Below are 20113 nucleotides of genomic sequence, written 5' to 3' on the forward strand. Positions count from 1 at the left end.
TATTGGCAAGGAAAGGGCGTCATGTTTGCACATTGTTCTAGCCATGACGCCAGATCTAATAAAAACCAGCTAGAGGTCTTAGCCACGACCTGGTTTTGAAGGCGTTTGCGGAGTGCCGCTATTGCCGTTGTTTGGATTCGAAGGATTTACCGGTTGCACACCTGGATCTTGCGGTTTGTAGTTCGCATCGTGGAACTTAAAGAGTTTCACTTTTGCGCCGATCACCGCGTTTTCATCGTTTTGCTCAATCACGCGACCGCGAGAGATCTCGTCACCGACCCAGTCGATTTCAATTTTCGCCACAGCCGAACCTGCCTGCGCGCCACCACCAAGGTAACGGGAATCACAAGGCTCGCCTTCCCAGTAGTAGTCTTCGTTGTAAACGAGCAACTGGTCACCTGGTTCTAACTTCACATCCAAACCACCAACGATCACCAAGTGTGTGTCGTGATTGGCAAGAACGCGTGTATACCACTCTTCTGATTTAAGCTGTCCGTTTAGATCGCCCACAGCTTTTGTAAGTGCATTCTTTGTGACTTGCGCGAGAGGCGTTTGATAGTAAGCACTCGGGCCAATCGAGAAAGCACCAAAGTTCAAACCAAAGCTCACTTTGGTTTTTGTTTGTTTCGATGTCACATTCGCAGCCGCCATCGCTTTAGATGTCAGAGGACGCATTGCCACCATCGATAAATCTAATTGTGCAAACTCAACATTGAATCCTGCAGAGCTTAAACCATTCACTGGCAACGCTCCTGCGGGAGTGAAACCCAAAGTGATTCCACCTCCACCGATCAATTCAAAGGAATTTACGGAGCCCGCGATTTTCGCTTGCGGGATATTCACCATACACCACGCTGTCTTTGCGTATTGTACGTTGTAGTTGTCTTTACCTGCAGCTTGCGCGAAGGCTTTCATCATCTGACCGTCCGCTTTAGTCAGATTGAAGAAGCCCACATCCCCCGGTCTTGCTTCCTGCGGAGGGACCGCGATCGGCGGATTATACTTCAATGTAAATTCCTTGCTATCCAATAGCACGCCGTAGATTTGTTGATTCGCGACAAATTGAAAATCGAAAGCACTTCCGCCAGGAAAGATGATCGGACTTGATCTGATAGCACCAAGCTCTACGATTTTTTTCAGCGCGCGTGCGGGAACCTCTGGTGGTTTTTGTTCACACTTCTGGTTACCCATGGTCATTGCAGCACCAGCCACCATGATGGATGCTTTAAAAATTTTCTTAGACCAATTCGTGCTCTGCGATTTCATGTCTTTCCCTTTCCACAAATACGTGCGGAGGTTTCATGCACAGTATACGGAGTAGATGGGCTGGACCTTAAACCAGAGCTAAGTTATTGACGACACTTGCAAAACTAAAACCGGTCTTACCTTGAGACACGCTAAGTGCATGAATTTACTGTGAAGGTAAAAAATTTCGATTTACAAAAAAATTTTCGCTTGTCGAAACATTAGACTCTTTTGTTCAACCTTTTTTATGGGAACACTCGCGTCTGCGACAAGAGTGTCCACATGTTTTTCACTCTGTGAAAAATGAAATTCCTACTCGATCGCCATACGAACAGAATCTTGACTTGAGGATTTTCCACGCGATGTGGTTTAACCCTCAAAACCTAGGAGTCTGCTATGAAAAAATTTGTGCTAGTTCTTCTATCTCTTGTCGCGTTTACTGCGCATGCCAACGAAACGTGTCTTTCACAAGACGAAGCTCGTGAAGTTTTACTCAATCAAGACAGAACAATCCTTAGTGAATTAAAACAGCAATACAACGTCGGCTTGTGCAAAGGCCGTCCGAATCAAGGTTGCATCACGAAGACTCATCTTTCCCAAGTTTTGTTACAAACATATTGGGACGCGAGAAACAATCGTTACCAAAGTGGTTCTTTGTATTACTGGCTTTGCGGACCAGGCGCTGATTGCTGGGTTCACGCGACATTGACTTGCAACGGTGAAATGAAATTGATCGTTGTTGGTGATTAGTGTAACGGACGTGGTGGCAGCTTAAAAACTGCCACCGCCAGAGACCGTGATAAAGTATTGAGTTTCGTCTTTGTTGAGGATGCGGTCTTGTTTATCATGACGATCTTCGAAATAGTGAAACGCTTGAATGCCGCCACCAAGACGAAGTCCGCCCAAACCAAAAGTGATCCCCGCTTTTCCAAAAACCGCATTGGAGTCTTCCGTCGCAAAACGCAAACCGGGGCCCGCGAAGAGTTCGATCCCTAAGCCTCGTCCTTGCGTGTAGGCTTCCCAGTTAAACAAAGCCGCCGTATCCAAACCGTAAACCGTATTAATATCAGTTCCAAATTGCGTGAAGATGGAGTTGCGCCAATTCAACCAATCGTGAATATACCAATTGAGTCCCAAATGAATTTCGCTGAATGATTCATCATCGCGCGTTCCCGAAGCACCACTAAGATCATAAGTCACGCGCGACTGCGCCCAAGAGCTGACTGCCATTCCACAAATCATCATGAAAACTAAAATTGATTTTTTCATATCTCTATTGTGAAAAGCCCCACTGAGAAAGGTCAAACTGTTTTTAGAAATGAAAAAGGCCCCTACAGATTTGCAGGAGCCCTGTTTTTAGAATGTTAAGCCTGAGTCCGAGCCTTTAACGTGCACTGTGTCTCCAGCTTTGATTTTGCCAGAGATGATTTCTTTAGAAAGCGGATTCAAAAGTTCTGTTTGAATCACACGCTTCAAAGGTCTTGCTCCGTAAACCGGGTCGTAACCTTTCTTCGCTAAGAAGTTCACTGCCGACGGGTCAAAGTCGATGTTGATTTTCTTCGCTTTAAGTCTTTGCGCTACAAGATCAAGCTGCACTTTTACGATACCGCCGATTTGCGATTCACCCAAAGAGTTAAACATCACGACTTCATCAATACGGTTGAGGAACTCAGGACGGAAACGCTCTCTTAAAGCTTCCATCACGGCTTCCCGTTTGTCCGTCTCGCTCATGTGGCTGTCCAAAATAGACTGCGAGCCTACGTTGGATGTCATGATCAAGACCGTATTTTTAAAGTCTACGGTACGACCTTGACCATCGGTCAAACGACCATCATCAAGAACCTGCAACAAGATGTTAAACACATCCGAATGCGCTTTCTCAACTTCATCAAGCAAGACGACGCTATAAGGTCTGCGACGAACGGCTTCCGTCAACTGACCGCCTTCTTCGTAACCCACGTATCCCGGAGGTGCACCGATCAAACGAGCGACCGCATGTTTTTCCATGTACTCACTCATATCAATGCGCACAACCGCTTGTTCATCGTCGAACAAAAATTCAGCCAGAGCTTTTACAGTTTCGGTTTTACCGACACCCGTTGGTCCTAAGAACATAAATGTTCCAATAGGACGATTCGGGTCCGAGATTTCAGCACGGGCTCTGCGGATCGCATCGGCAACAATCGTCAACGCGTGATCTTGTCCGACAACGCGTTTTTTAAGCTCATCTTCCATATTGAGAAGTTTTTGTGATTCGCTTTCAAGCATCTTGCTAACAGGAATGCCTGTCCACTTTGCCACAACTTCGGCCACATCTTCGGGACCGACTTCTTCTTTGAGCATGCGGTTTTCAGAAGCTTTTTGTTCTTTGCTGCGCTCTTCAAAAGTTTTGAGTTTCTTTTCCGTCTCAGGAAGTTTGCCGTATTTCAATTCAGCCGCTTTTCCTAAATCCCCTTCGCGTTCGGCTTTGGAGATTGCAACTTTCAAGTCCTCAATATCCGCTTTGAGTTTTTTAATCTGATCAATGCCGCCTTTTTCAAACTCCCACTGTTCACGCAAGAGTTGGTTTTTGGCATTAAGGTCTGCGATCTCCTTATCAATCACAGCCAAGCGCTCTTTGGCACTTTCATCTTTTTCTTTTTTCAAAGCTTCTTTTTCAATTCGAAGCTGCATCAACTCACGCTCAATTTTATCCACTTCTTCAGGAACCGAGCGTGTTTCAATACCAAGCTTACTTGCCGCTTCGTCGATCAAATCAATCGCCTTATCCGGCAAGAAACGATTCGTGATGTAACGATGAGATAACTTCACCGCCGATACCAACGCCGCATCCGTAATACGAATACCATGATGGACTTCGTATTTCTCTTTCAGACCACGCAAGATCGTGATCGCATCATCAACGCTTGGTTCTTCCACCATCACGGTTTGGAAACGACGTTCAAGAGCCGCATCTTTTTCGATGTACTTGCGATACTCATCCAAAGTCGTTGCACCAATACAGCGCAACTCACCACGCGCCAAGGCCGGTTTTAACAACTGCCCAGCATCCATGGCGCCTTCGGTTTTTCCGGCACCCACAAGCGTGTGCAATTCATCGATGAATAAAATGATTTGTCCGTCGCTGGATGTGACTTCTTTGATGACTGCTTTCAAACGGTCTTCAAACTCACCACGGTATTTGGCTCCCGCGATCAAAGCCCCCATATCCAAAGACATGAGTTTTTTGCCAATCAGGTTATCAGGGACGTCGTGCTTGATGATTCTTAAAGCCAAACCTTCCGCGATGGCTGTTTTACCAACGCCGGGCTCACCGATAAGAACCGGATTGTTTTTTGTTCTACGCGAAAGAACCTGCACGACACGACGAATTTCTTCGTCACGCCCTACGACAGGATCTAACTTTCCTTCTGCCGCCAGAGCCGTTAAATCACGAGCGTATTTTTTTAAAATCTCGTACTTGTTTTCAGGCTCATCATCCGTGACCTTTTGATTGCCGCGCATTTCTTCCAAGGCTGTTTTCACGGCATCCGCGTTGATCTTTGATTTTTTAAAAAGAGCATTCAACTCGGCATCGCCGGATTTCAACATTCCTAAAAAGAAATGCTCTGTAGAAATATAGGCATCACCCCAAGCTTCGGCCTCGGCTTCCGCCGCTTTAAAGACCTTTTCTAAACGAGGGCCCGCAAAAAGTTTTTGCCCGCCACCGGTGACTTGAGGAAACTTATCCATGCGCGTGCGAAGTTCCGTTAAGAACTGTGCTTGCGCCACGTTTAATTTGTCCAATAAACGCGGAACAATGCCTTCGGATTGCTGTACTAGCTCCGTTAGCAAATGTTCCGGCTCCACAGAGGGGCTGTTCTTACGCTCGGCCAGTCGGGCCGCCGCTTGCATGGCTTCCTGACTTTTTCGCGTCATTTTTTCAATATCGTTGCTCATAATCCCTCCATCTGAAATAAAGAATGAGTCCTATTTTGACTTTGTCAATAGAGGATTATTTATTAAGGAACTGAGATGCCAGGAATCGTAAATCCCAAGGGAAAAAAGTCACAGCCCCGTCTTACGCCGTCTATCAAAAAAGACACTGTGAACCCGCGCGATTTTATGAAATATGACACACGCTTTTCTTGTGAAGATTGCTCCCACTATGATGGAGACAAGAACGTCTGCACCATTGGCTACAATCCTTCGCATCATTTAAAAGCGGAACAGTTTCATCAATATGAACTCGCTGGCAATATGGCCTTTTGTCGCTTTCTAGAAATTGACTGAGCTTCCGTCTAGCAAATCACGATTTTTCCCTCTGAAAGTATTGTATCTAACTGACTCAGGACAATCTTACGTCCTGAAACCCCGATCTATCCTTAGACTAGTATTGTAGAAATAAAACAAAACCCGCCGGACGTCCTGTCAAGAGAACGTCTCAAATCCCGATCATATACGCATCAACGATTCACTCAGAAGGAGTCAGAGAGAGAAGGTCACTCTCTCTGTAGAACCGAAAGGAGGGCCTTCAAGGATGACGTAAGTAGAACAACAGATTGTTCGCGCGCTGGGCGCAGGAGCATGAAAGAGCGAAGCTCTGAAATGCGGACTTAACCAGCGACTCTCTCTAAGCCGGAGAGAAAACAATAAAGGCCATTCAATTAGCACAGACTCGGATGTCAGTGCTCGGCAAAGCAGAGTAGGTTCTGCCAAGCCAAACAAAACAAATCAAGGAGGGTATTGAAAATGAAAAATAAATATTAACGGAGGAATTTAAAATGGGAATGAGAGTAACAACAAACATGGCAGCGATCAACGCACAAAGAAACCTCGTTGGTTCGCAAAGACAAATCAACGATTCTATGGCGAAACTTGCTTCTGGTAGCCGTATCAATAAAGCGGCTGACGATGCAGCAGGTCTTGCGATTTCTGAAGGCTTGAAAGCTCAGATTCGTTCTGCAGCACAAGCTCAACGAAATGCGAACGACGGTATCTCAATGGTTCAAACTGCTGAGGGTGGCTTGAACGAAATCGGTAACATCGTGGTTCGTCTTCGTGAGTTGGGAATCCAAGCGGCTTCTGACACTGTTGGTGAAACAGAGCGTGGCATGTTGAATAAAGAGGTTCAGCAATTGAAATCTGAAGTTCAACGTATCGCTTCTGTAACTACTTGGGGTACTACTAAACTTCTTGATGGTTCATCTCCGAAGTTTGATTTCCAAGTTGGTTTGTTCAACAACCAAGAAGAAGATCGTATCTCTTTCAACGCTGGTGAAAACGTAGCTACGTTGGATGCTCTTGGAATCGGTGGTATTGACTTCTCTTCTAAAGAGGGAGCTCAAGAAGCTTTGGGTCTGTTGGATAACGCTCAGACTTCAATCTCTGGAACTCGCGCTAACCTTGGTGCGCTCCAAAACAGATTGACTTCAACAGTAGACAACTTGGGTGTCGCTCAAGAGAACTTGTCAGCTGCTAACAGCCGTATCCGTGACACAGACGTTGCTCAAGCATCTTCAGAGATGACTCGTAACAACATCTTGTTGCAAGCTGGTACTTCAACTTTGGCGCAAGCTAACCAATCTAACCAATTGGCTCTTAAGTTGATCGGCTAAGGCGCGGACGCGCACAGTGTGTAGGACGACGACGTCGCCCGAAACTGGAGTAGCTCAAGATATATAGATACTAAAATAAAACCCGATGAGAAATCATCGGGTTTTTCATTTGCTCCCATTTCAAAAAAATTCGCTCACTCTTTTTACAGGACCCTGTTTGAATATTTCCATCATCAAAAAAGTGTAAAACTTTTTTACCAATAATTTCAAATATTTAGCTAAAGTCCAGGAGAATTTCCTCCGAAATATTATGTACGAAGCATGGAGGAATATTATGAACATTTCTAAAACAACAAGCCTGATGGTTGCACTGATCGCTACCACCACCCTTCTTGCAGCTTGCAGTAAAGACGGTTTTCAAACTCTACCGGCAGCGGGTGGAAATACAAGCCAAGGTTCCAGCGATAATTCAGGACAAGGCACGACGCCGACTCCAAAACCTCCGAGCGCTTATGACAAATTGGAAATGTCTGGCATCGTTGGCGGGACTTCGTATGAAAATGAGCAAGTCATCGCTCTAGACAAAAACAATAACGCGCTACTTCTTTACCTTCCCCTTCCTCCAGGACCTTTCAGCAATATCTATATAGATGTCCCAAATGTTAAAGGGGTCAAAATTCAAACCGTTCTGGACTCTCAGCAGAAAGCGCGCGTGGCCGTGAGCATTCCGTTGAAACTCATCGTCAAAGACAAGGTGACATTGCCTCCTGCGAACAGTCTTCCAGGCGGACGCGCTCTTCCAATGATGCCAAGCGGAGAGTTCCCATCACTAGCCCTGGGGCTTAATCAGAACTCGGACAACAAGATCTACCTTTATTTCGGCGTGAATGCGGTCGGAATGTTCATGGAAAGCTCTTTCTTTCCGGAGTATTTGGGAATTACGGCACCGATTAAAAACAAGGCTGGGACAAGAACTTTGGGTTATTTCACCATCGTTCCGAAGGCCGGGGCCAATAACGGAGGTCTCTTTCTTTCGTTTATCCTTCCCAATGACCTCGCGAAAATTATCGACGACCATTTGAGTGGAATTATCAACTAAACAAGACCGATAAAAACTCGCTCTATTTTGATTTGCCTGCCCCCTTAAATCTCGCTAGTCTAAGGGGGCAATCATTTTTGAACCAGCATTTTAGGAGCGAATCAATGGCAAAGAAAAAAGCAAAACCAGCGAAGAAAAAAGTAGCTAAAAAAGCAGCGAAACCTGCTAAAAAAGCTGCTGCAAAAAAAGCAACTAAGAAAACAGCAAAGCCTGCTAAAAAAGCGGCTACAAAAAAAGCTACTAAACCAGCGAAGAAAGCTGTTACAAAAAAGGCCGCTAAGCCCGCTAAAAAAGCAGCCACTAAAAAAGCTGCTAAACCTGCGAAGAAGCCTGCTGCTAAAAAAGCAGCTCCTAAAAAAGAAAAAGCAGCTAAAGCCGCTGTTGTTGGCGCAGCCGCAGTTGAGGTTTTAAAACCAACAACTCCAGCTATCGACGAAATGTCTTCTGAGTTCGAAGACGAAGCAGACATGGACAACATGATCGATATCGAAGACGAAACTTCAACTTCTGAAGACGACGAATGGGAAGATGAAGGCGAAGACGAAGAGTCTGACGAAGTTGGTTCATTCGAAGAAGAAGATGAAGAAGAAGGCGACGATGACCTTCTTAAGAAAAAAGAAACTAGCGATGACGACGACGAAGACGATGAAGATGACGACTTCGGCGATGACGAAGGCTACTTCTAATCTAATGAAAATTTAGATATTAAAAAGCGCTCCCTAGAAAGAGCGCTTTTTTTATTTCTGCGAGGACTTATGTACAAACACCTTTATCGCCGCTTCTTAGAGGCCCACGCACAAGAACTTCACTTTGCCTGTCACAGCCATCACTACTGGCCGGATGTTTCCAGAGACGCTCACCTTCAATACTGGGACGATTCTTGTCAGTTCGTCGACGATAAATGGAATTATATCTTTTCAAAAAAAATTCCTCACGCGCAGAAATTGATTTCCGAAGTTTTACATCTTTCAAAACCGGAACAGATTGTCTTTGCTCCGAACACGCATGAATTTGTTTTTCGCCTTTTAAGCTCTCTGGATTGGAACAAAAAAGTTCGCGTGCTTACGACAGATTCCGAGTTTTACAGCTTCGATCGCCAAATCAATCGTTTGGCGGAGTTCCCTAATTTTGAAATCGTGAAAGTGCCGACTCTTCCCATTGAAACTTTCAATGCGCGGTTTGAAAAAGAAATGGCTTCAGGACCTTGGGATCTTATTTTTGTAAGCCACGTGTTTTTTAATTCCGGCCTTTCTTGCGATGTCGAGAGCTTTGCAAAGAAAGCTCCAGCCAATGCGATCTTTGCGATTGATGGTTATCACAGCTTTATGGCGGTGCCTTTGAGTCTTTCGGCCATTGAGGATCGTGCGTTTTATATTGCTGGCTCTTACAAGTATGCTCAAGGTGGTGAGGGCGCCTGCTTTATGTATGTGCCGTCTGGAACCCGCCACCGCCCTTTCCATACAGGTTGGTTTGCAGAGCTTTCACACCTATCCGCCGTTGGAAATCAAGTGGGCTACCCTACTGATGCTCTTCAATATGCGGGAAGTACGATGGACTTTTCGGCTCTTTACCGTTTGATCGCGGTGCTTGAAAAATTTAAGTCTGAAGGCCTGACTGTTGAAAAAATTCACGGCTTTGTTCAAAAGAATCAGGAACTGTTTTTAGCAGAGCTTCAGAAAAAACCGCATCCGCTGGTGAATCCGCAAAGCCTTCTTCGTGGACCAGCCTCAGCTCACCACGGGCATTTTCTTACTTTTGAGCTTCCTTCTACTGAAAAGACTCAGGAAATGGTCAAATCTCTGGCGAAAAACCATTTAAAGACGGATTCTCGCGGGACACGTCTGCGCTTTGGCTTTGGACTTTATCACGATGAAAACGATGTTCGTAAGGCCGTCCAGGCGTTATTCATATAACGAATATTTACTTTATAACGATTTATTGGATAAATGATGAGGAGAACGGTACTTCTACATGCGAAACAAACCACGGAGACTTACCATGAACAAAATCATTCTTTTTCTTTCTGTCTTAATGCTTTCTAAATTTGCTTTGGCGACAACAACACCGGCTCACGTGGAGTTGTGCGCTCTTGAAATCGCGGAGGAAGCAGAAGCGCAGTTCACGGAAGAAACCATTTTCGACATTAGAAAGACTAAAACGATTTCTGCGTTCCACCTTTCTTTGATTAATAACTACATCGCTGGTTACAACCAAGAACCGAATAAAAATCTCACTCTTGCTGATCTTCAAAAAATGTTCGGCAAAGATGGCGAAGAAAGCTTCAACGATCTTTACATCGTGAAATACACTTCTAAAACAACAGGCCAAGTTTATCTTGAAGTGCGCACTTACCCAGGCGACAACCCTGTCGGCACTGTTTACAATTCTAAAACCGGCGAAATCCTTGCGCAAAATAGCGACGACAGCTATGAACTTACATTGCCTAACGGCGGCACTTTCTCTTGCTACGATCTTAATAAAGATAAGTACTAATTTTTTAACAAATCTTTGATAAAAAGTCCGAATGAAAATTCGGACTTTTTATTTTGTCTCACCTAAGTCCAGATAAAACATACAATAGTTTACTTATCCGCACGAATAATGCTTTCATAGAAAACTATGGAGGAGTCGTGAAGAGTATTATTTCGTTCTTGTTTTTGTTTGTCGGAACTTCTAGTTCCGCTTTCGCTGATTGGCAATTCGGTCTTAGTGTCGGCTACAGTCCCAACTATCAAGTTAAGATGACGGGAACCGGAATCAACTCTGGAACACCCTATTCGACAGATTATAAACTTGAGTATGATAGTTCCGCGGAATTTGGCGTCGACGCGTGGAATACACCGAAAAATTCATGGGGTTTCATTAGTGGAATTCAGATCGGCCAGGAGCGCAAATTAAAATCGGGAACTATTAACGGTTTTCCGATTTCGACATCTTCAGGGGTTTCAAAGTACCAAACCAATTTTCTTTATGCGGGAACGGCTTATCGTTGGGAATCTTTTTACATCCCATTGGCCCTCGTCTATGGAATGACAAAATTCACATCTGCGACCCCCATGGACTCAATCGAACTAAAAAATGGCTTCGGAGCGCACCTCGGTGTGGGTTGGATTATTAACGATCACTTTGTTATTGAATACATCGGGCGCGCAGTAACAACAGAACTTAACGTAACGTCTGGAAGCAGTTCGGAAAAAAACACTGGCACCATCGGTTCCGCCGTTCTAAATTTCAAATACTTATTTTAGCACTGTTCCATCACAGGGAATTTAACCTTCCCTGTGATTAAACATTGTTCGTCTTATAGAAGCTCAGCTAAACTATGACATGAGCAAAAATTCCAAGAAAATTAAAGAAGAGCTTTTTTTTCCAAAGGATAAAGATTTAAAAGATTGTTCAACGGATGCCTCGAAATATTTTTCGGGCGATAAAGATGACCTAGAAAAAGAAATCGACAAGCTCACAGATAAACTTTCGGACCTGCAAGAACTGATTTTTGCAGAATCCAATCACAAAATTCTTATTATTCTACAAGGCCTTGATACTTCTGGAAAAGACGGAACTGTGAAACATGTTTTCAGCAGTACGAATCCGCAAGGCGTCAGAGTCGTTTCCTTTAAGCCTCCCACTGAAATTGAAAAAGCCCACGACTACCTTTGGCGCATTCACAAAGAGTCTCCTAAACGAGGCGAGATCGCGATTTTCAATCGCAGTCACTACGAAGATTTCATCGTTCCTTACGTGCATCACTTTCTGCCGCCTCATAAGCTCAAGCAACGTCTTAAAGACATTGTGAACTTTGAAAAAATGCTGAGCACAGAGGGTGTTATCATTTTCAAATTCTTTCTGCATATCAGTCCCACCGAGCAGGCTAAAAGAATTTTGGAAAGAATCGATAACCCTGCCAAGCATTGGAAGTTTTCAATGAGCGATCTGCGTGAAAGAGAACATTGGAAACGATATATTAAGGCCTACAATATCGCTCTAAAGAAAAGTCATCATCCGGATGCGCCTTGGAATATTATACCTGCTGATGATAAACGCCTTCGTGATTTTTTAATTTCGTCCATTTTAGTCGAAAGACTGTCGAATCTAAACCCACGTCCCGCAAGAATGGATCCCGCCATCATTCGCAAGGTTCAACGCGAGGCAAAGCTTCTTCTTAAGAAATAAATCGCTCTTTCACAGAGATCAAAAACTAAACCCCTAACTGGAGTGTTTTTCATCTTGAACCGATGAACTTGTGAGGAGGCGCTGCTCATGAGACCACTTGGAAATAAGGGATTTATGATTGTTCAAGCCTTAATGGGAGCCATGCTCTTAGGCATCCTTGGGCTTGCTTTTGCCGGTTTGGTCAAAGACATGTGGATGGAGAACCAGACATTGCAAAGCAAAAATGATGAGCTGACACTGGCACAAGTGATCCGTCAACAAATCTCTACTCCCAGTCTTTGCAATGCTTCATTTGAAGTGGGTCGTAGAAGCTTTAATCCTACTGCAACTTCTCGCAATATCAGCGTAAGACTGAATCCTGCAAATCCTGCCAGCGTTGTCGCTCAAGGGGTTACCTTGCAAAATTGGAATCTCACGGTTCAGTCTTTTAGTTTAAACAATATCACCAAGGCTGTGGCTTCCTTCGCGGGAGAAACTCTTTATGCTGGAGATTTATCTCTCCAGGCGCAAGCAACCAACGGACGCAAAAACATATACAAATCAAAAACGCTGGGCAAAATATTCTTGCGTGTTGATGATGCTACACAAACGATCACGAGTTGCTTTATCAGTGAAGATGGAACCGGTATTGCCAGTTCGGCATGCGCAAGCCTTGGGGGAACTTTCAACGAAACAACCTCGGTCTGTGATATTTCAAATCTAAAACAACGCCTGCTTGCATCCGTCGGTCAGTGTCCGAATGGAGAAACCATGACGGGATTTGATGCTCAAGGAAAAATGCTGTGTGCAGTACCGGCTGCCCCGGCTGTGGCCTCAAACTATCAGTGTCGAGGTAGCGTCACGGTTGGTTGCTCAGACTCCGGCGGAGGAGGCAGCGTTGCTTCGATAAGAGGCGCTAACTGTTGCCCCGCTCAAACAGTGAGTTGTGAGCCCGTTGGAAAAACTCATACAGGAGGAAGCTGCGGACCTCACGGTGACAGAATGAATGTTTATCAAGATTATATATGCACCTGCAAAGGTGTTCTTTAAACTCATCTCATCGCTGAGCGACCGTATTGTTTTGCCGTACTCTTGACCGTCGAAAATCGTCGATAGAGCATAACCACTTATGGCACATTGGCAGGACGAATTTTTAAATCTATTGCGAGAGTATTACCAAAAACAGAAAAGAAAAAATCCCCGGTACTCAATGAGGGCTCTTGCTAGAAATCTTAATATTGCGCCCGGCCCTGCTTCCGCGCTTATCAAAGGTTCTAAGGTTTGGAATATATCCGAGGAGTGGGCTCTTCGCGTTCTGGCAAAAATGAATCTTAAACCGACAGAACGTAAAAGAATTCTGGCTTTGATGAGATTTCGTTCAAGCGCCACACAAACCAAACCTATTGAAGACCTTTCAGGATTGCCTGTTGAACATTGGGCCTACTGGCCTATCCTTTGCTGCTTTGATGTTCCGGACCTCGCCGACTCCGCTCTGAAGATCTCTAAAAAACTGGGAATAAAAAAAGCTGACGTGGACACCATTGTTCAAGATCTGCTTCGCCGACGTTTCCTTATTAAGTCTACTGACGGATCCATTAAGCGTCCCTCGGAATACCTTGCAACCACAGATGATATTTCAAGTGAAACCATCCGTCTGCTTCATAAGTCGAATTTGGATTTAGCCAAAAAAGCTTTAGAGAAGTTTCCAGTTCTACAACGCGAGTTTCAAACAATTACGGTCGCAGGAAGCTCCGAAGCTGTGCAAGAGATTAAAAAAGAAATTCGCGACTTCACGGACCGTTTGGCTCATATACTCAATCGAGACAAGGACAACGACCAGGTTTTTCGTTTGTCGGTGCAATTATTCCCCATGGGATTAGGAGAAGGTGATGTTACTTAGAACCGTCTTTATTTTAGCTTTGCTTGCTCCACTTTCATCTCCTGCTTATGTACGTATTGGAAATGGTGGAGAAGGCGTTTTAGTCGATGATCAAGTTTATGTGCGCGATTTATATGAACAAGGGGCGCACCTGCATCCTCGATTTGGTTCGCAAATTTCAACCTCCTTGCTTGGGGCGTGGAATAACACCACACTTGCAAAACAATTTTCTTCTGAAAAAAGTTTGGTGCTACAAAAACTGACTGATATTGAAATGACGTTTCCAGGATTGGGGTTTGCTACTATGCAAGCCCTTGAAAAATACAATTATCTTTTCGTCGATATGCTGGAGCTTCTCGCAAACGACAGCCCCACGGTTCCAGAATCACAGCGAATTCAAATAGCCGTACGCTATTACAAGACAATTTATCTTTCAAAAACGGCTTGGGGTAAGATGTCTCTCGAATCCAAAGCCGCCCTCTTGATTCACGAAGGGCTTTATGGTCTTGCAAAAATCACGTGCGATGAAAACGGCTGCCAGCAAAAATCCAAACAAGTCCGCCCTCTTATTGGCCGGTTTTTTTCATCAGCGTCTCACGACGAACTTAAGGCACTTATTCGTGAAAATCTCGATGTTCAATCTCTTGAGAACCTATGCACGGACCCCGCGGCGAAATTTCAGTTTTCAATAGTTTCAGAAAAAAATATGACGAAGGTTTTTGAGAGTTTTAACTCTGCCTATCTCGCTATTTCTGAAGACCTCTGGCAAGACGTTCATAGAATCTGTCAGCTCGCTTTACCTTATAAGAACCAAAAAGTTCTTGTAAAATACGAAGGCCTTTTCCTTTTTCAAAGTATCGGGGTGACGATATATAAGATGAACGATCAGGGCGAATGGCAGACACAGCAGGGATTTTCTACCAAAAACCTTGATGGTCGCCAAAAAAAATTCGTCTCTTTTGAATCTTCGGAAAACTGTGAGCTGCACCTCAGACATCTGCTCACACAATCCCTGGAAGCCCTAAAAAAAACACCGAATTTAGATCCATCGTTAATATGTGAACAAGGGCGCGGTTCTCAAAAGTAATACCTCACCCCAAAACCGCCGGCCCAATATGACCTTGCTTTATTGGCAAAGCGGTCGTTGTTGTAGACAGCGATCGCTATTTGATCCAACAACGTCCAATCCCAGTAAGCTTCCCAATTTTTCCACTGCACTGTTGTCGCGAATACCAATCCCAAACGATAAGCCGTTTCATCGTAATAGTTGTCCTCGGGATAAACACCCGAGTTCTTTATAAACATCTCATCGCACAAACAACGACTGACCAAGAAACCCACACCTAACCAATTCGTTTCGATTTCCTGGTATGAAGAATGAAAAGGCGAATAAATATATTTAAGATTGAGCTGTTGAACGTCGCTGCCCAAAATACCCGGAGTCGTTCCATAGGTAAAAACCGTATTGTGATTTCCCGATTCTGATGTGTAGGCTACTCCGAAATGCCGGTCACCCATGTACGAACCCGTTCCATAAGCGACACCCCATTGAGCAACAGCCAACTCACTCCATAAGCTCAGAACCAGAATGATAATCTTTCTGAGTTTCATACTTACACTCTTTTCTTAAACATTGTTCTACAACAACCTCGTCCTCCTTGAGAGTGATTCGCGACCAGCGTCCGCGTTCTAAACGCTCGACCTGATGGCGCAATATCCCTGCTTTTACTTCCGTGTGATAAACGTGCTTATGTCCATTCATAATCAAACGAACAGATGAGTCCCGTACAATATCCCAAAAGATTTCTTTGTCTTGAGAGGTAAAATACTCGTCGTTGTCAGGATCAACATGCATAAGCAAAACAATGGGCAATGGACTTGAACGGACCTCTTGAGCCAACCAATCCCATTCAATTTTTTCGTCAATAAAATCCAAACGATTGTTATTAAAAATAACAAAGCGATATCCTTTATGATCGAAATGGAAGTTATACGGACCGAAAAGCCGCTTATATAACAACTTGCCTCTACCGACAGAGTCATGATTGCCCAGCACCGTAACCAAAGGCACACGCAAAGGAGAAATCAACGATAGATAAGCATCGTACTCAAAATTAAGTCCCTGATTCGTGAAATCACCCAGGCTTACCACAAAGTCGAAATCCATCGAGTTGGCGTCTTTCACCCAATCTTCGAGAGCTGCATAATTTTGATGACTGTCAGAAAAAACGCCGAAGGTGACTTCATCGGCGGGTTCATAAAACAAAGGACTGTTCTTTAAAGAACCAAGATATTGCCCGTTTAAGTTAGAAACCGAACTCTCTGTTTCTTCTGAAAACGGAGAGTTCTTAAGAGGGGCACAGCTTAACAAAAATCCTGCTACAACAACTGTCAAAAAGCGTTTCATACCTATCTCCAATCTTTCGATTTGGGAGATGGAGAATATAAGGATGCTAACTCAGCATAGATGTATTCTTCACCATTCTATCTAAAATACCGTTCAGATCTGATCTTTCTTCCACCGACACCTGATTCCAGAAGGCCGCCACTTTCGGCGCCCACTGCGGAAAGATTTCTTTAATCAAAGCTTCACCTTTATCAGCGAGCTTAATGACAAAAGAGCGTCCGTCTTTTTGGTGAAGTTCGCGTTTGATCAACTCGGCCTTTTCAAGACTGTTAATCAATCCGGAAATCGTTGCCTGCGTGACACCTACTCTTTGCGACAACTCCGAGGGCATAAGGCCCTCGGGAGCATCACTCAAAAGATATAAAAGCGTAAAGCGTCCACTGGAAAGATTGTAAGGAGCTAGCAAGCCATCCAGATAGTTCTCTAACTCCGTTGCAACCTTCATGAATAACAAGTTCGTGTACAGAGCGCTGGAATCCACTTCTTCGTGCAATCGCGTCGCTGCTGCTTTAAATTCCTCTTTCGAAGGTAGGTTCTGAATAAATAACTTAGCCATAATAACCTCCAATTAGCTTTCTGAAAGACCCAAGTCTGTGGATTCTGAAACAGATCCTTCAGGGCCTGCAACTTTCACTTCAACGTGTCTGTCTTGTTTTTCTTTTTTATTCGATGTCAAACGTCCACCGATGTTGTTTGCCCATACTCTGAAGCGATCCACATAAGTGAATACTGCAGGGACTACGATCAATGTCAGAATTGTCGATGAAATCATACCACCGATAATCGCAACACCCATCGCGGTACGAGATTTCGAAGCTTCATTCAAACCAATCGCTACTGGCAATGTACCGGCAATCAACGCGAAGGACGTCATCAAAATCGGACGAAGACGTGTTTTACCAGCTTCGACCAAGGCTTCGCCTCTTTCTTTACCTGTCGCCATCATTTGTCTTGTGTAGTCGACAAGCAAGATACCGTTTTTACCGGCGACCCCGATCAACATAAAGAAACCGAAGATCGCAAAGATCGTCATTGTCTCTTTCATCACAAACAAACCAAGGAAGGCACCACACAGAGCCAGCGGCAACGCCACCATGATTGTGATTGGCGTGATGAATGATTCATACAAGCTTGAAAGGATCAAGTAGATGAACATGATCGCAAAGCCCAACGCTAGAACTGTTGAAGTTGCAAGCTCTTGCATGTTCTCAGCATCACCACCCCAAGAGAAACGAACGCTTGAAGGGAATGCTGTATCACCAGTTGTCATCGCTTTCACGGCATCGTTCACCACTTCGCTAAGACCCACGCCCGGAGCAAGACCTGCTGTGATTTGAATGTAACGACCGCGGTCTTGACGTTCAATCGAAGCCGGACCGGAAGCCAAGTCACCTGTGGCTACGTCAGACAAGCGGACAAGCTTTCTATTTACGTTTGGAACGTAAACTTGGTTGAAGCTTTCTTTCAAGTCACGTTGCTCAGGCATCAAGCGCACGCGGACTTCATACTCACGCCCTTTTTCACGGAATTTCGCTGGAGTGAAACCTTCGACTTGCGCACGAAGTTCCTCACCCATTGTTTTCGTGTTGATACCGTATTGTTTTGCGGCACCTGGTTTTAAGTGAACTTGCATCTCGGGTTTACCGGGACGGAAGTTTGTATCCACGTCTTTCAAACGAGGATCGGCTTTAAGTTTTGCAAGAATTTTTGTTCCTGCTTCCTCAAGAGCTTTTGGATCTGCAGAGATGATATTCAACATGAATGGTTGTCCACCCATCCCACCTGTTGCATCGTATTTTTTCACAACAGGATTTGCATTTTCAACAAAGCCTGCCAATTGCTTACGGACTTTATCGCGGAAAGCTTCCGTTGTGTAACCGTTACGAGCTTTACCGTCCTTCATACGTACGTAGAAAGTCGATTTATTAGACTCACCGTAAAGGCTTCCGATAATCATCGCTGTGTAATCCACTTCTGAATTCGCACGGATGATTTTATCAACCTCGTCACCGACCTTGTTCATACCATCCAAGCTTGTGCCTGGTTGCATTTCAAGAGTCACTGTGAACTCACCGCTATCGTCGTCCGTGATGAACGCGCCTGGAACTTTTGTCACAGTGTAAATACTGAGAACAAACACCATGAACGTCGCACCAATCGTCATCAATGGATGGCGAAGAGTCACACGAAGAAGTTTTTCGTAAATGACTTCCAACCAACCTTGGAAACGGTCGAAACCTTTTACAAGACGGCCTAAAGTTTTATCGTAAAGACCATTTGAAGCAGGCTTATGACCGCCACCATGGCCACTACCACCGAAGTAAGCAGTCAGCATAGGGATGATGGTCATCGCCACAAACCAACTGATCATCATCGAGAACACGACAGTCATACCGAATTGTTTTAAGAACTGACCAATCGTTCCTGACATCGTACCCACTGGCACGAACACCGCGATCACCACCAGAGTGATAGCCATGACCGCCATTTGGATTTCGGTCGTTCCTTTTTCAGCCGCAGTGAGTGAATCCTCTCCGAGCTCCATACGACGGTAGATATTCTCAATAACCACGATCGCGTCGTCGATCAAAAGACCTACGGCCAATGTCAATGCGAGCATCGAAACGATATTAATTGAAAACCCTGCCACCTTCATAATCATGAAGGCACCAATCAAGGAGATCGGTAAAGAAAGCGCCGTGATCAGTGTTGAACGCGCACTTCCTAAGAAGAAGAACACCGTAATGACTGTGAGGATGATACCGATAATGATCGTTTCATTCACGTCATAGATATTGTTTTTAATTTTAATAGAAGCATTCGTTACAAGTTGAACTTGAGGAGCCCCTTCCATTTTTGCAAGTTCAGGCTTTAGTTTTTCAAGTTGCTTGATAACGTCGTCAGCCACTTTAACTGTGTTGGAACCTGATTGACGATACACTTGCAAGAAAAGAGCCTTGTTACCATTTACGAACGCACGAGATTTTTCATCTTCAAGCGTATCAACAACTTTTCCAAGATCTGCAACACGTGTTGGAACTTCGTTTCCGTAAAGATTCACAAGAGTGTCAGCCACCTCGGGAACGGATTTAAATTCCCCAAGACCGCGGAACACAAGTTCTTTCCCGCCTTGTTCCACTTTACCGCTTGGAATGTTTTCCCCTGAAGCACCGACTTGTCCTGCCACTTGGCTCACAGACACTTCGCGGGCTTTCAATTTGTTGCGATCTAATAGAACGTGAATTTCTCTTTCACGACCACCAAAGATCTCAATCGCACCGACGTTGTTCACTTGTTCCAAACGAGGTTTGATAAATTGATCGGCGATATCAAAAAGTTGCGCGTCCCCTAAACCATTGGCTGTCAAAGACACCATGATGATAGGCGTATCCGACGGGTCGAATTTTTTAATTACCGGATCGTCGACTTCATCGGGAAGTTTTGGTTTTGCGATATTTACTTTATCGCGCACTTGTTGTTCGGCGTATTTCACGTCAACGCTGCTGTTAAACTCAACGATAACTTGTGAAACACCTTCCAAACTTTTTGAAGTCAGACGTTTAATACCGGAAATGGTACTGACCTCTTCTTCAATAGGACGGCTCACCAAAGTTTCGATCTCAGAAGGACCGGCACCACGGTAAGTCGTTTGAACTGTGACGACAGGGATACTGACATCCGGGAACAAATCCACGCTCATGGATTTGAAGGAGGCCCAACCCACCACCACAAGGGCGATTGTCACACACGTAATAAAAATAGGTCTGCTAATGGATATCTTAGGTAAGCTCATG

General features: G+C 44.6%; 19 protein-coding genes. 12 read left to right on the plus strand and 7 right to left on the minus strand.

All coding sequences use genetic code 11. The features are described 5' to 3' along the window. Window positions 1-78: 78 nt before the first annotated feature. Window positions 79-1266 (minus strand): hypothetical protein, encoded by a 1188-nt coding sequence (locus AAAA78_RS14025; RefSeq protein ID WP_295904062.1) that lies wholly within the window; start codon window positions 1264-1266, stop codon window positions 79-81. 375 nt (window positions 1267-1641) lie between these two features. On the opposite strand from AAAA78_RS14025, the gene AAAA78_RS14030 reads away from it, so the two are divergent. Beyond that, on the plus strand, window positions 1642-1995 hold the full coding sequence (locus AAAA78_RS14030) for a hypothetical protein (RefSeq protein WP_340592653.1): 354 nt from the start codon (window positions 1642-1644) through the stop codon (window positions 1993-1995). 21 nt (window positions 1996-2016) lie between these two features. Here the strand turns inward: AAAA78_RS14030 and AAAA78_RS14035 are convergent, their stop codons facing one another. After that, window positions 2017-2514, minus strand: a complete 498-nt coding sequence (locus tag AAAA78_RS14035) for a hypothetical protein (RefSeq protein WP_340592654.1) — start codon at window positions 2512-2514, stop codon at window positions 2017-2019. Between the two features lie 87 nt (window positions 2515-2601). Continuing rightward, window positions 2602-5184: an ATP-dependent chaperone ClpB gene (clpB, locus tag AAAA78_RS14040; RefSeq protein WP_340592655.1), complete on the minus strand. Its 2583-nt coding sequence runs from the start codon at window positions 5182-5184 to the stop codon at window positions 2602-2604. Between the two features lie 75 nt (window positions 5185-5259). On the opposite strand from clpB, the gene AAAA78_RS14045 reads away from it, so the two are divergent. The 11 genes from AAAA78_RS14045 (at window position 5260) to AAAA78_RS14095 (ending at window position 14999) form a co-directional block, all read left to right on the plus strand. Beyond that, window positions 5260-5517, plus strand: coding sequence for a hypothetical protein (locus AAAA78_RS14045; protein WP_340592656.1), 258 nt, complete (start codon window positions 5260-5262; stop codon window positions 5515-5517). A 491-nt stretch (window positions 5518-6008) separates the two neighbouring features. Beyond that, window positions 6009-6842 (plus strand): flagellin N-terminal helical domain-containing protein, encoded by an 834-nt coding sequence (locus AAAA78_RS14050; protein ID WP_340592657.1) that lies wholly within the window; start codon window positions 6009-6011, stop codon window positions 6840-6842. Window positions 6843-7116: 274 nt separating this feature from the next. Next, the gene (locus tag AAAA78_RS14055; protein ID WP_340592658.1) at window positions 7117-7881 is read left to right on the plus strand and encodes a hypothetical protein; all 765 of its coding nucleotides are present in this window, start codon (window positions 7117-7119) and stop codon (window positions 7879-7881) included. Between the two features lie 104 nt (window positions 7882-7985). Next, window positions 7986-8567, plus strand: coding sequence for a hypothetical protein (locus AAAA78_RS14060; protein ID WP_340592659.1), 582 nt, complete (start codon window positions 7986-7988; stop codon window positions 8565-8567). Window positions 8568-8636: 69 nt separating this feature from the next. Continuing rightward, window positions 8637-9794, plus strand: a complete 1158-nt coding sequence (locus AAAA78_RS14065; protein WP_340592660.1) for an aminotransferase class V-fold PLP-dependent enzyme — start codon at window positions 8637-8639, stop codon at window positions 9792-9794. Window positions 9795-9879: 85 nt separating this feature from the next. Then, on the plus strand, window positions 9880-10374 hold the full coding sequence (locus AAAA78_RS14070; RefSeq protein WP_340592661.1) for a hypothetical protein: 495 nt from the start codon (window positions 9880-9882) through the stop codon (window positions 10372-10374). Between the two features lie 137 nt (window positions 10375-10511). Continuing rightward, complete coding sequence (locus tag AAAA78_RS14075) at window positions 10512-11129, plus strand: hypothetical protein (RefSeq protein ID WP_340592662.1); 618 nt, start codon at window positions 10512-10514, stop codon at window positions 11127-11129. Between the two features lie 79 nt (window positions 11130-11208). Then, on the plus strand, window positions 11209-12054 hold the full coding sequence (locus AAAA78_RS14080; RefSeq protein ID WP_340592663.1) for a PPK2 family polyphosphate kinase: 846 nt from the start codon (window positions 11209-11211) through the stop codon (window positions 12052-12054). An 87-nt stretch (window positions 12055-12141) separates the two neighbouring features. Then, a complete protein-coding gene (locus AAAA78_RS14085; RefSeq protein ID WP_340592664.1) occupies window positions 12142-13083 on the plus strand; it encodes a hypothetical protein in 942 nt (313 codons plus the stop codon). Window positions 13084-13243: 160 nt separating this feature from the next. Further along, window positions 13244-13933, plus strand: coding sequence for a DUF4423 domain-containing protein (locus AAAA78_RS14090; protein ID WP_340592665.1), 690 nt, complete (start codon window positions 13244-13246; stop codon window positions 13931-13933). Beyond that, window positions 13923-14999: a hypothetical protein gene (locus AAAA78_RS14095; RefSeq protein WP_340592666.1), complete on the plus strand. Its 1077-nt coding sequence runs from the start codon at window positions 13923-13925 to the stop codon at window positions 14997-14999. The genes AAAA78_RS14090 and AAAA78_RS14095 overlap by 11 nt, the downstream gene beginning before the upstream one ends. Here the strand turns inward: AAAA78_RS14095 and AAAA78_RS14100 are convergent. From AAAA78_RS14100 to AAAA78_RS14115, 4 genes are read right to left on the minus strand one after another with little or no spacing between them, the layout of a single operon-like run. After that, entirely contained in the window at window positions 14990-15523 is a 534-nt protein-coding gene (locus tag AAAA78_RS14100; RefSeq protein ID WP_340592667.1) for a hypothetical protein, read from the minus strand. The genes AAAA78_RS14095 and AAAA78_RS14100 overlap by 10 nt on opposite strands. Then, window positions 15477-16319, minus strand: coding sequence for a metallophosphoesterase family protein (locus AAAA78_RS14105; RefSeq protein WP_340592668.1), 843 nt, complete (start codon window positions 16317-16319; stop codon window positions 15477-15479). Before AAAA78_RS14105 ends, AAAA78_RS14100 begins: the two co-directional genes overlap by 47 nt. Window positions 16320-16365: 46 nt before the next feature. Further along, complete coding sequence (locus tag AAAA78_RS14110) at window positions 16366-16875, minus strand: MarR family winged helix-turn-helix transcriptional regulator (RefSeq protein WP_340592669.1); 510 nt, start codon at window positions 16873-16875, stop codon at window positions 16366-16368. A gap of 12 nt (window positions 16876-16887) precedes the next feature. Further along, complete coding sequence (locus AAAA78_RS14115) at window positions 16888-20112, minus strand: efflux RND transporter permease subunit (protein WP_340592670.1); 3225 nt, start codon at window positions 20110-20112, stop codon at window positions 16888-16890. Between the last annotated feature and the right edge of the window lies 1 nt (window position 20113).

The organism is Bdellovibrio sp. BCCA, assembly GCF_037996825.1.
GTDB lineage: Bacteria > Bdellovibrionota > Bdellovibrionia > Bdellovibrionales > Bdellovibrionaceae > Bdellovibrio.

Bases quoted from the DNA above. Each gene is read 5' to 3' on its own strand.
- AAAA78_RS14025 (WP_295904062.1), bottom strand. From the start codon at position 1,266: ATGAAATCGCAGAGCACGAATTGGTCTAAGAAAATTTTTAAAGCATCC.
- AAAA78_RS14030 (WP_340592653.1), top strand. From the start codon at position 1,642: ATGAAAAAATTTGTGCTAGTTCTTCTATCTCTTGTCGCGTTTACTGCG.
- AAAA78_RS14035 (WP_340592654.1), bottom strand. From the start codon at position 2,514: ATGAAAAAATCAATTTTAGTTTTCATGATGATTTGTGGAATGGCAGTC.
- clpB (WP_340592655.1), bottom strand. From the start codon at position 5,184: ATGAGCAACGATATTGAAAAAATGACGCGAAAAAGTCAGGAAGCCATG.
- AAAA78_RS14045 (WP_340592656.1), top strand. From the start codon at position 5,260: ATGCCAGGAATCGTAAATCCCAAGGGAAAAAAGTCACAGCCCCGTCTT.
- AAAA78_RS14050 (WP_340592657.1), top strand. From the start codon at position 6,009: ATGGGAATGAGAGTAACAACAAACATGGCAGCGATCAACGCACAAAGA.
- AAAA78_RS14055 (WP_340592658.1), top strand. From the start codon at position 7,117: ATGAACATTTCTAAAACAACAAGCCTGATGGTTGCACTGATCGCTACC.
- AAAA78_RS14060 (WP_340592659.1), top strand. From the start codon at position 7,986: ATGGCAAAGAAAAAAGCAAAACCAGCGAAGAAAAAAGTAGCTAAAAAA.
- AAAA78_RS14065 (WP_340592660.1), top strand. From the start codon at position 8,637: ATGTACAAACACCTTTATCGCCGCTTCTTAGAGGCCCACGCACAAGAA.
- AAAA78_RS14070 (WP_340592661.1), top strand. From the start codon at position 9,880: ATGAACAAAATCATTCTTTTTCTTTCTGTCTTAATGCTTTCTAAATTT.
- AAAA78_RS14080 (WP_340592663.1), top strand. From the start codon at position 11,209: ATGAGCAAAAATTCCAAGAAAATTAAAGAAGAGCTTTTTTTTCCAAAG.
- AAAA78_RS14085 (WP_340592664.1), top strand. From the start codon at position 12,142: ATGAGACCACTTGGAAATAAGGGATTTATGATTGTTCAAGCCTTAATG.
- AAAA78_RS14090 (WP_340592665.1), top strand. From the start codon at position 13,244: ATGAGGGCTCTTGCTAGAAATCTTAATATTGCGCCCGGCCCTGCTTCC.
- AAAA78_RS14095 (WP_340592666.1), top strand. From the start codon at position 13,923: ATGTTACTTAGAACCGTCTTTATTTTAGCTTTGCTTGCTCCACTTTCA.
- AAAA78_RS14100 (WP_340592667.1), bottom strand. From the start codon at position 15,523: ATGAAACTCAGAAAGATTATCATTCTGGTTCTGAGCTTATGGAGTGAG.
- AAAA78_RS14105 (WP_340592668.1), bottom strand. From the start codon at position 16,319: ATGAAACGCTTTTTGACAGTTGTTGTAGCAGGATTTTTGTTAAGCTGT.
- AAAA78_RS14110 (WP_340592669.1), bottom strand. From the start codon at position 16,875: ATGGCTAAGTTATTTATTCAGAACCTACCTTCGAAAGAGGAATTTAAA.
- AAAA78_RS14115 (WP_340592670.1), bottom strand. From the start codon at position 20,112: ATGAGCTTACCTAAGATATCCATTAGCAGACCTATTTTTATTACGTGT.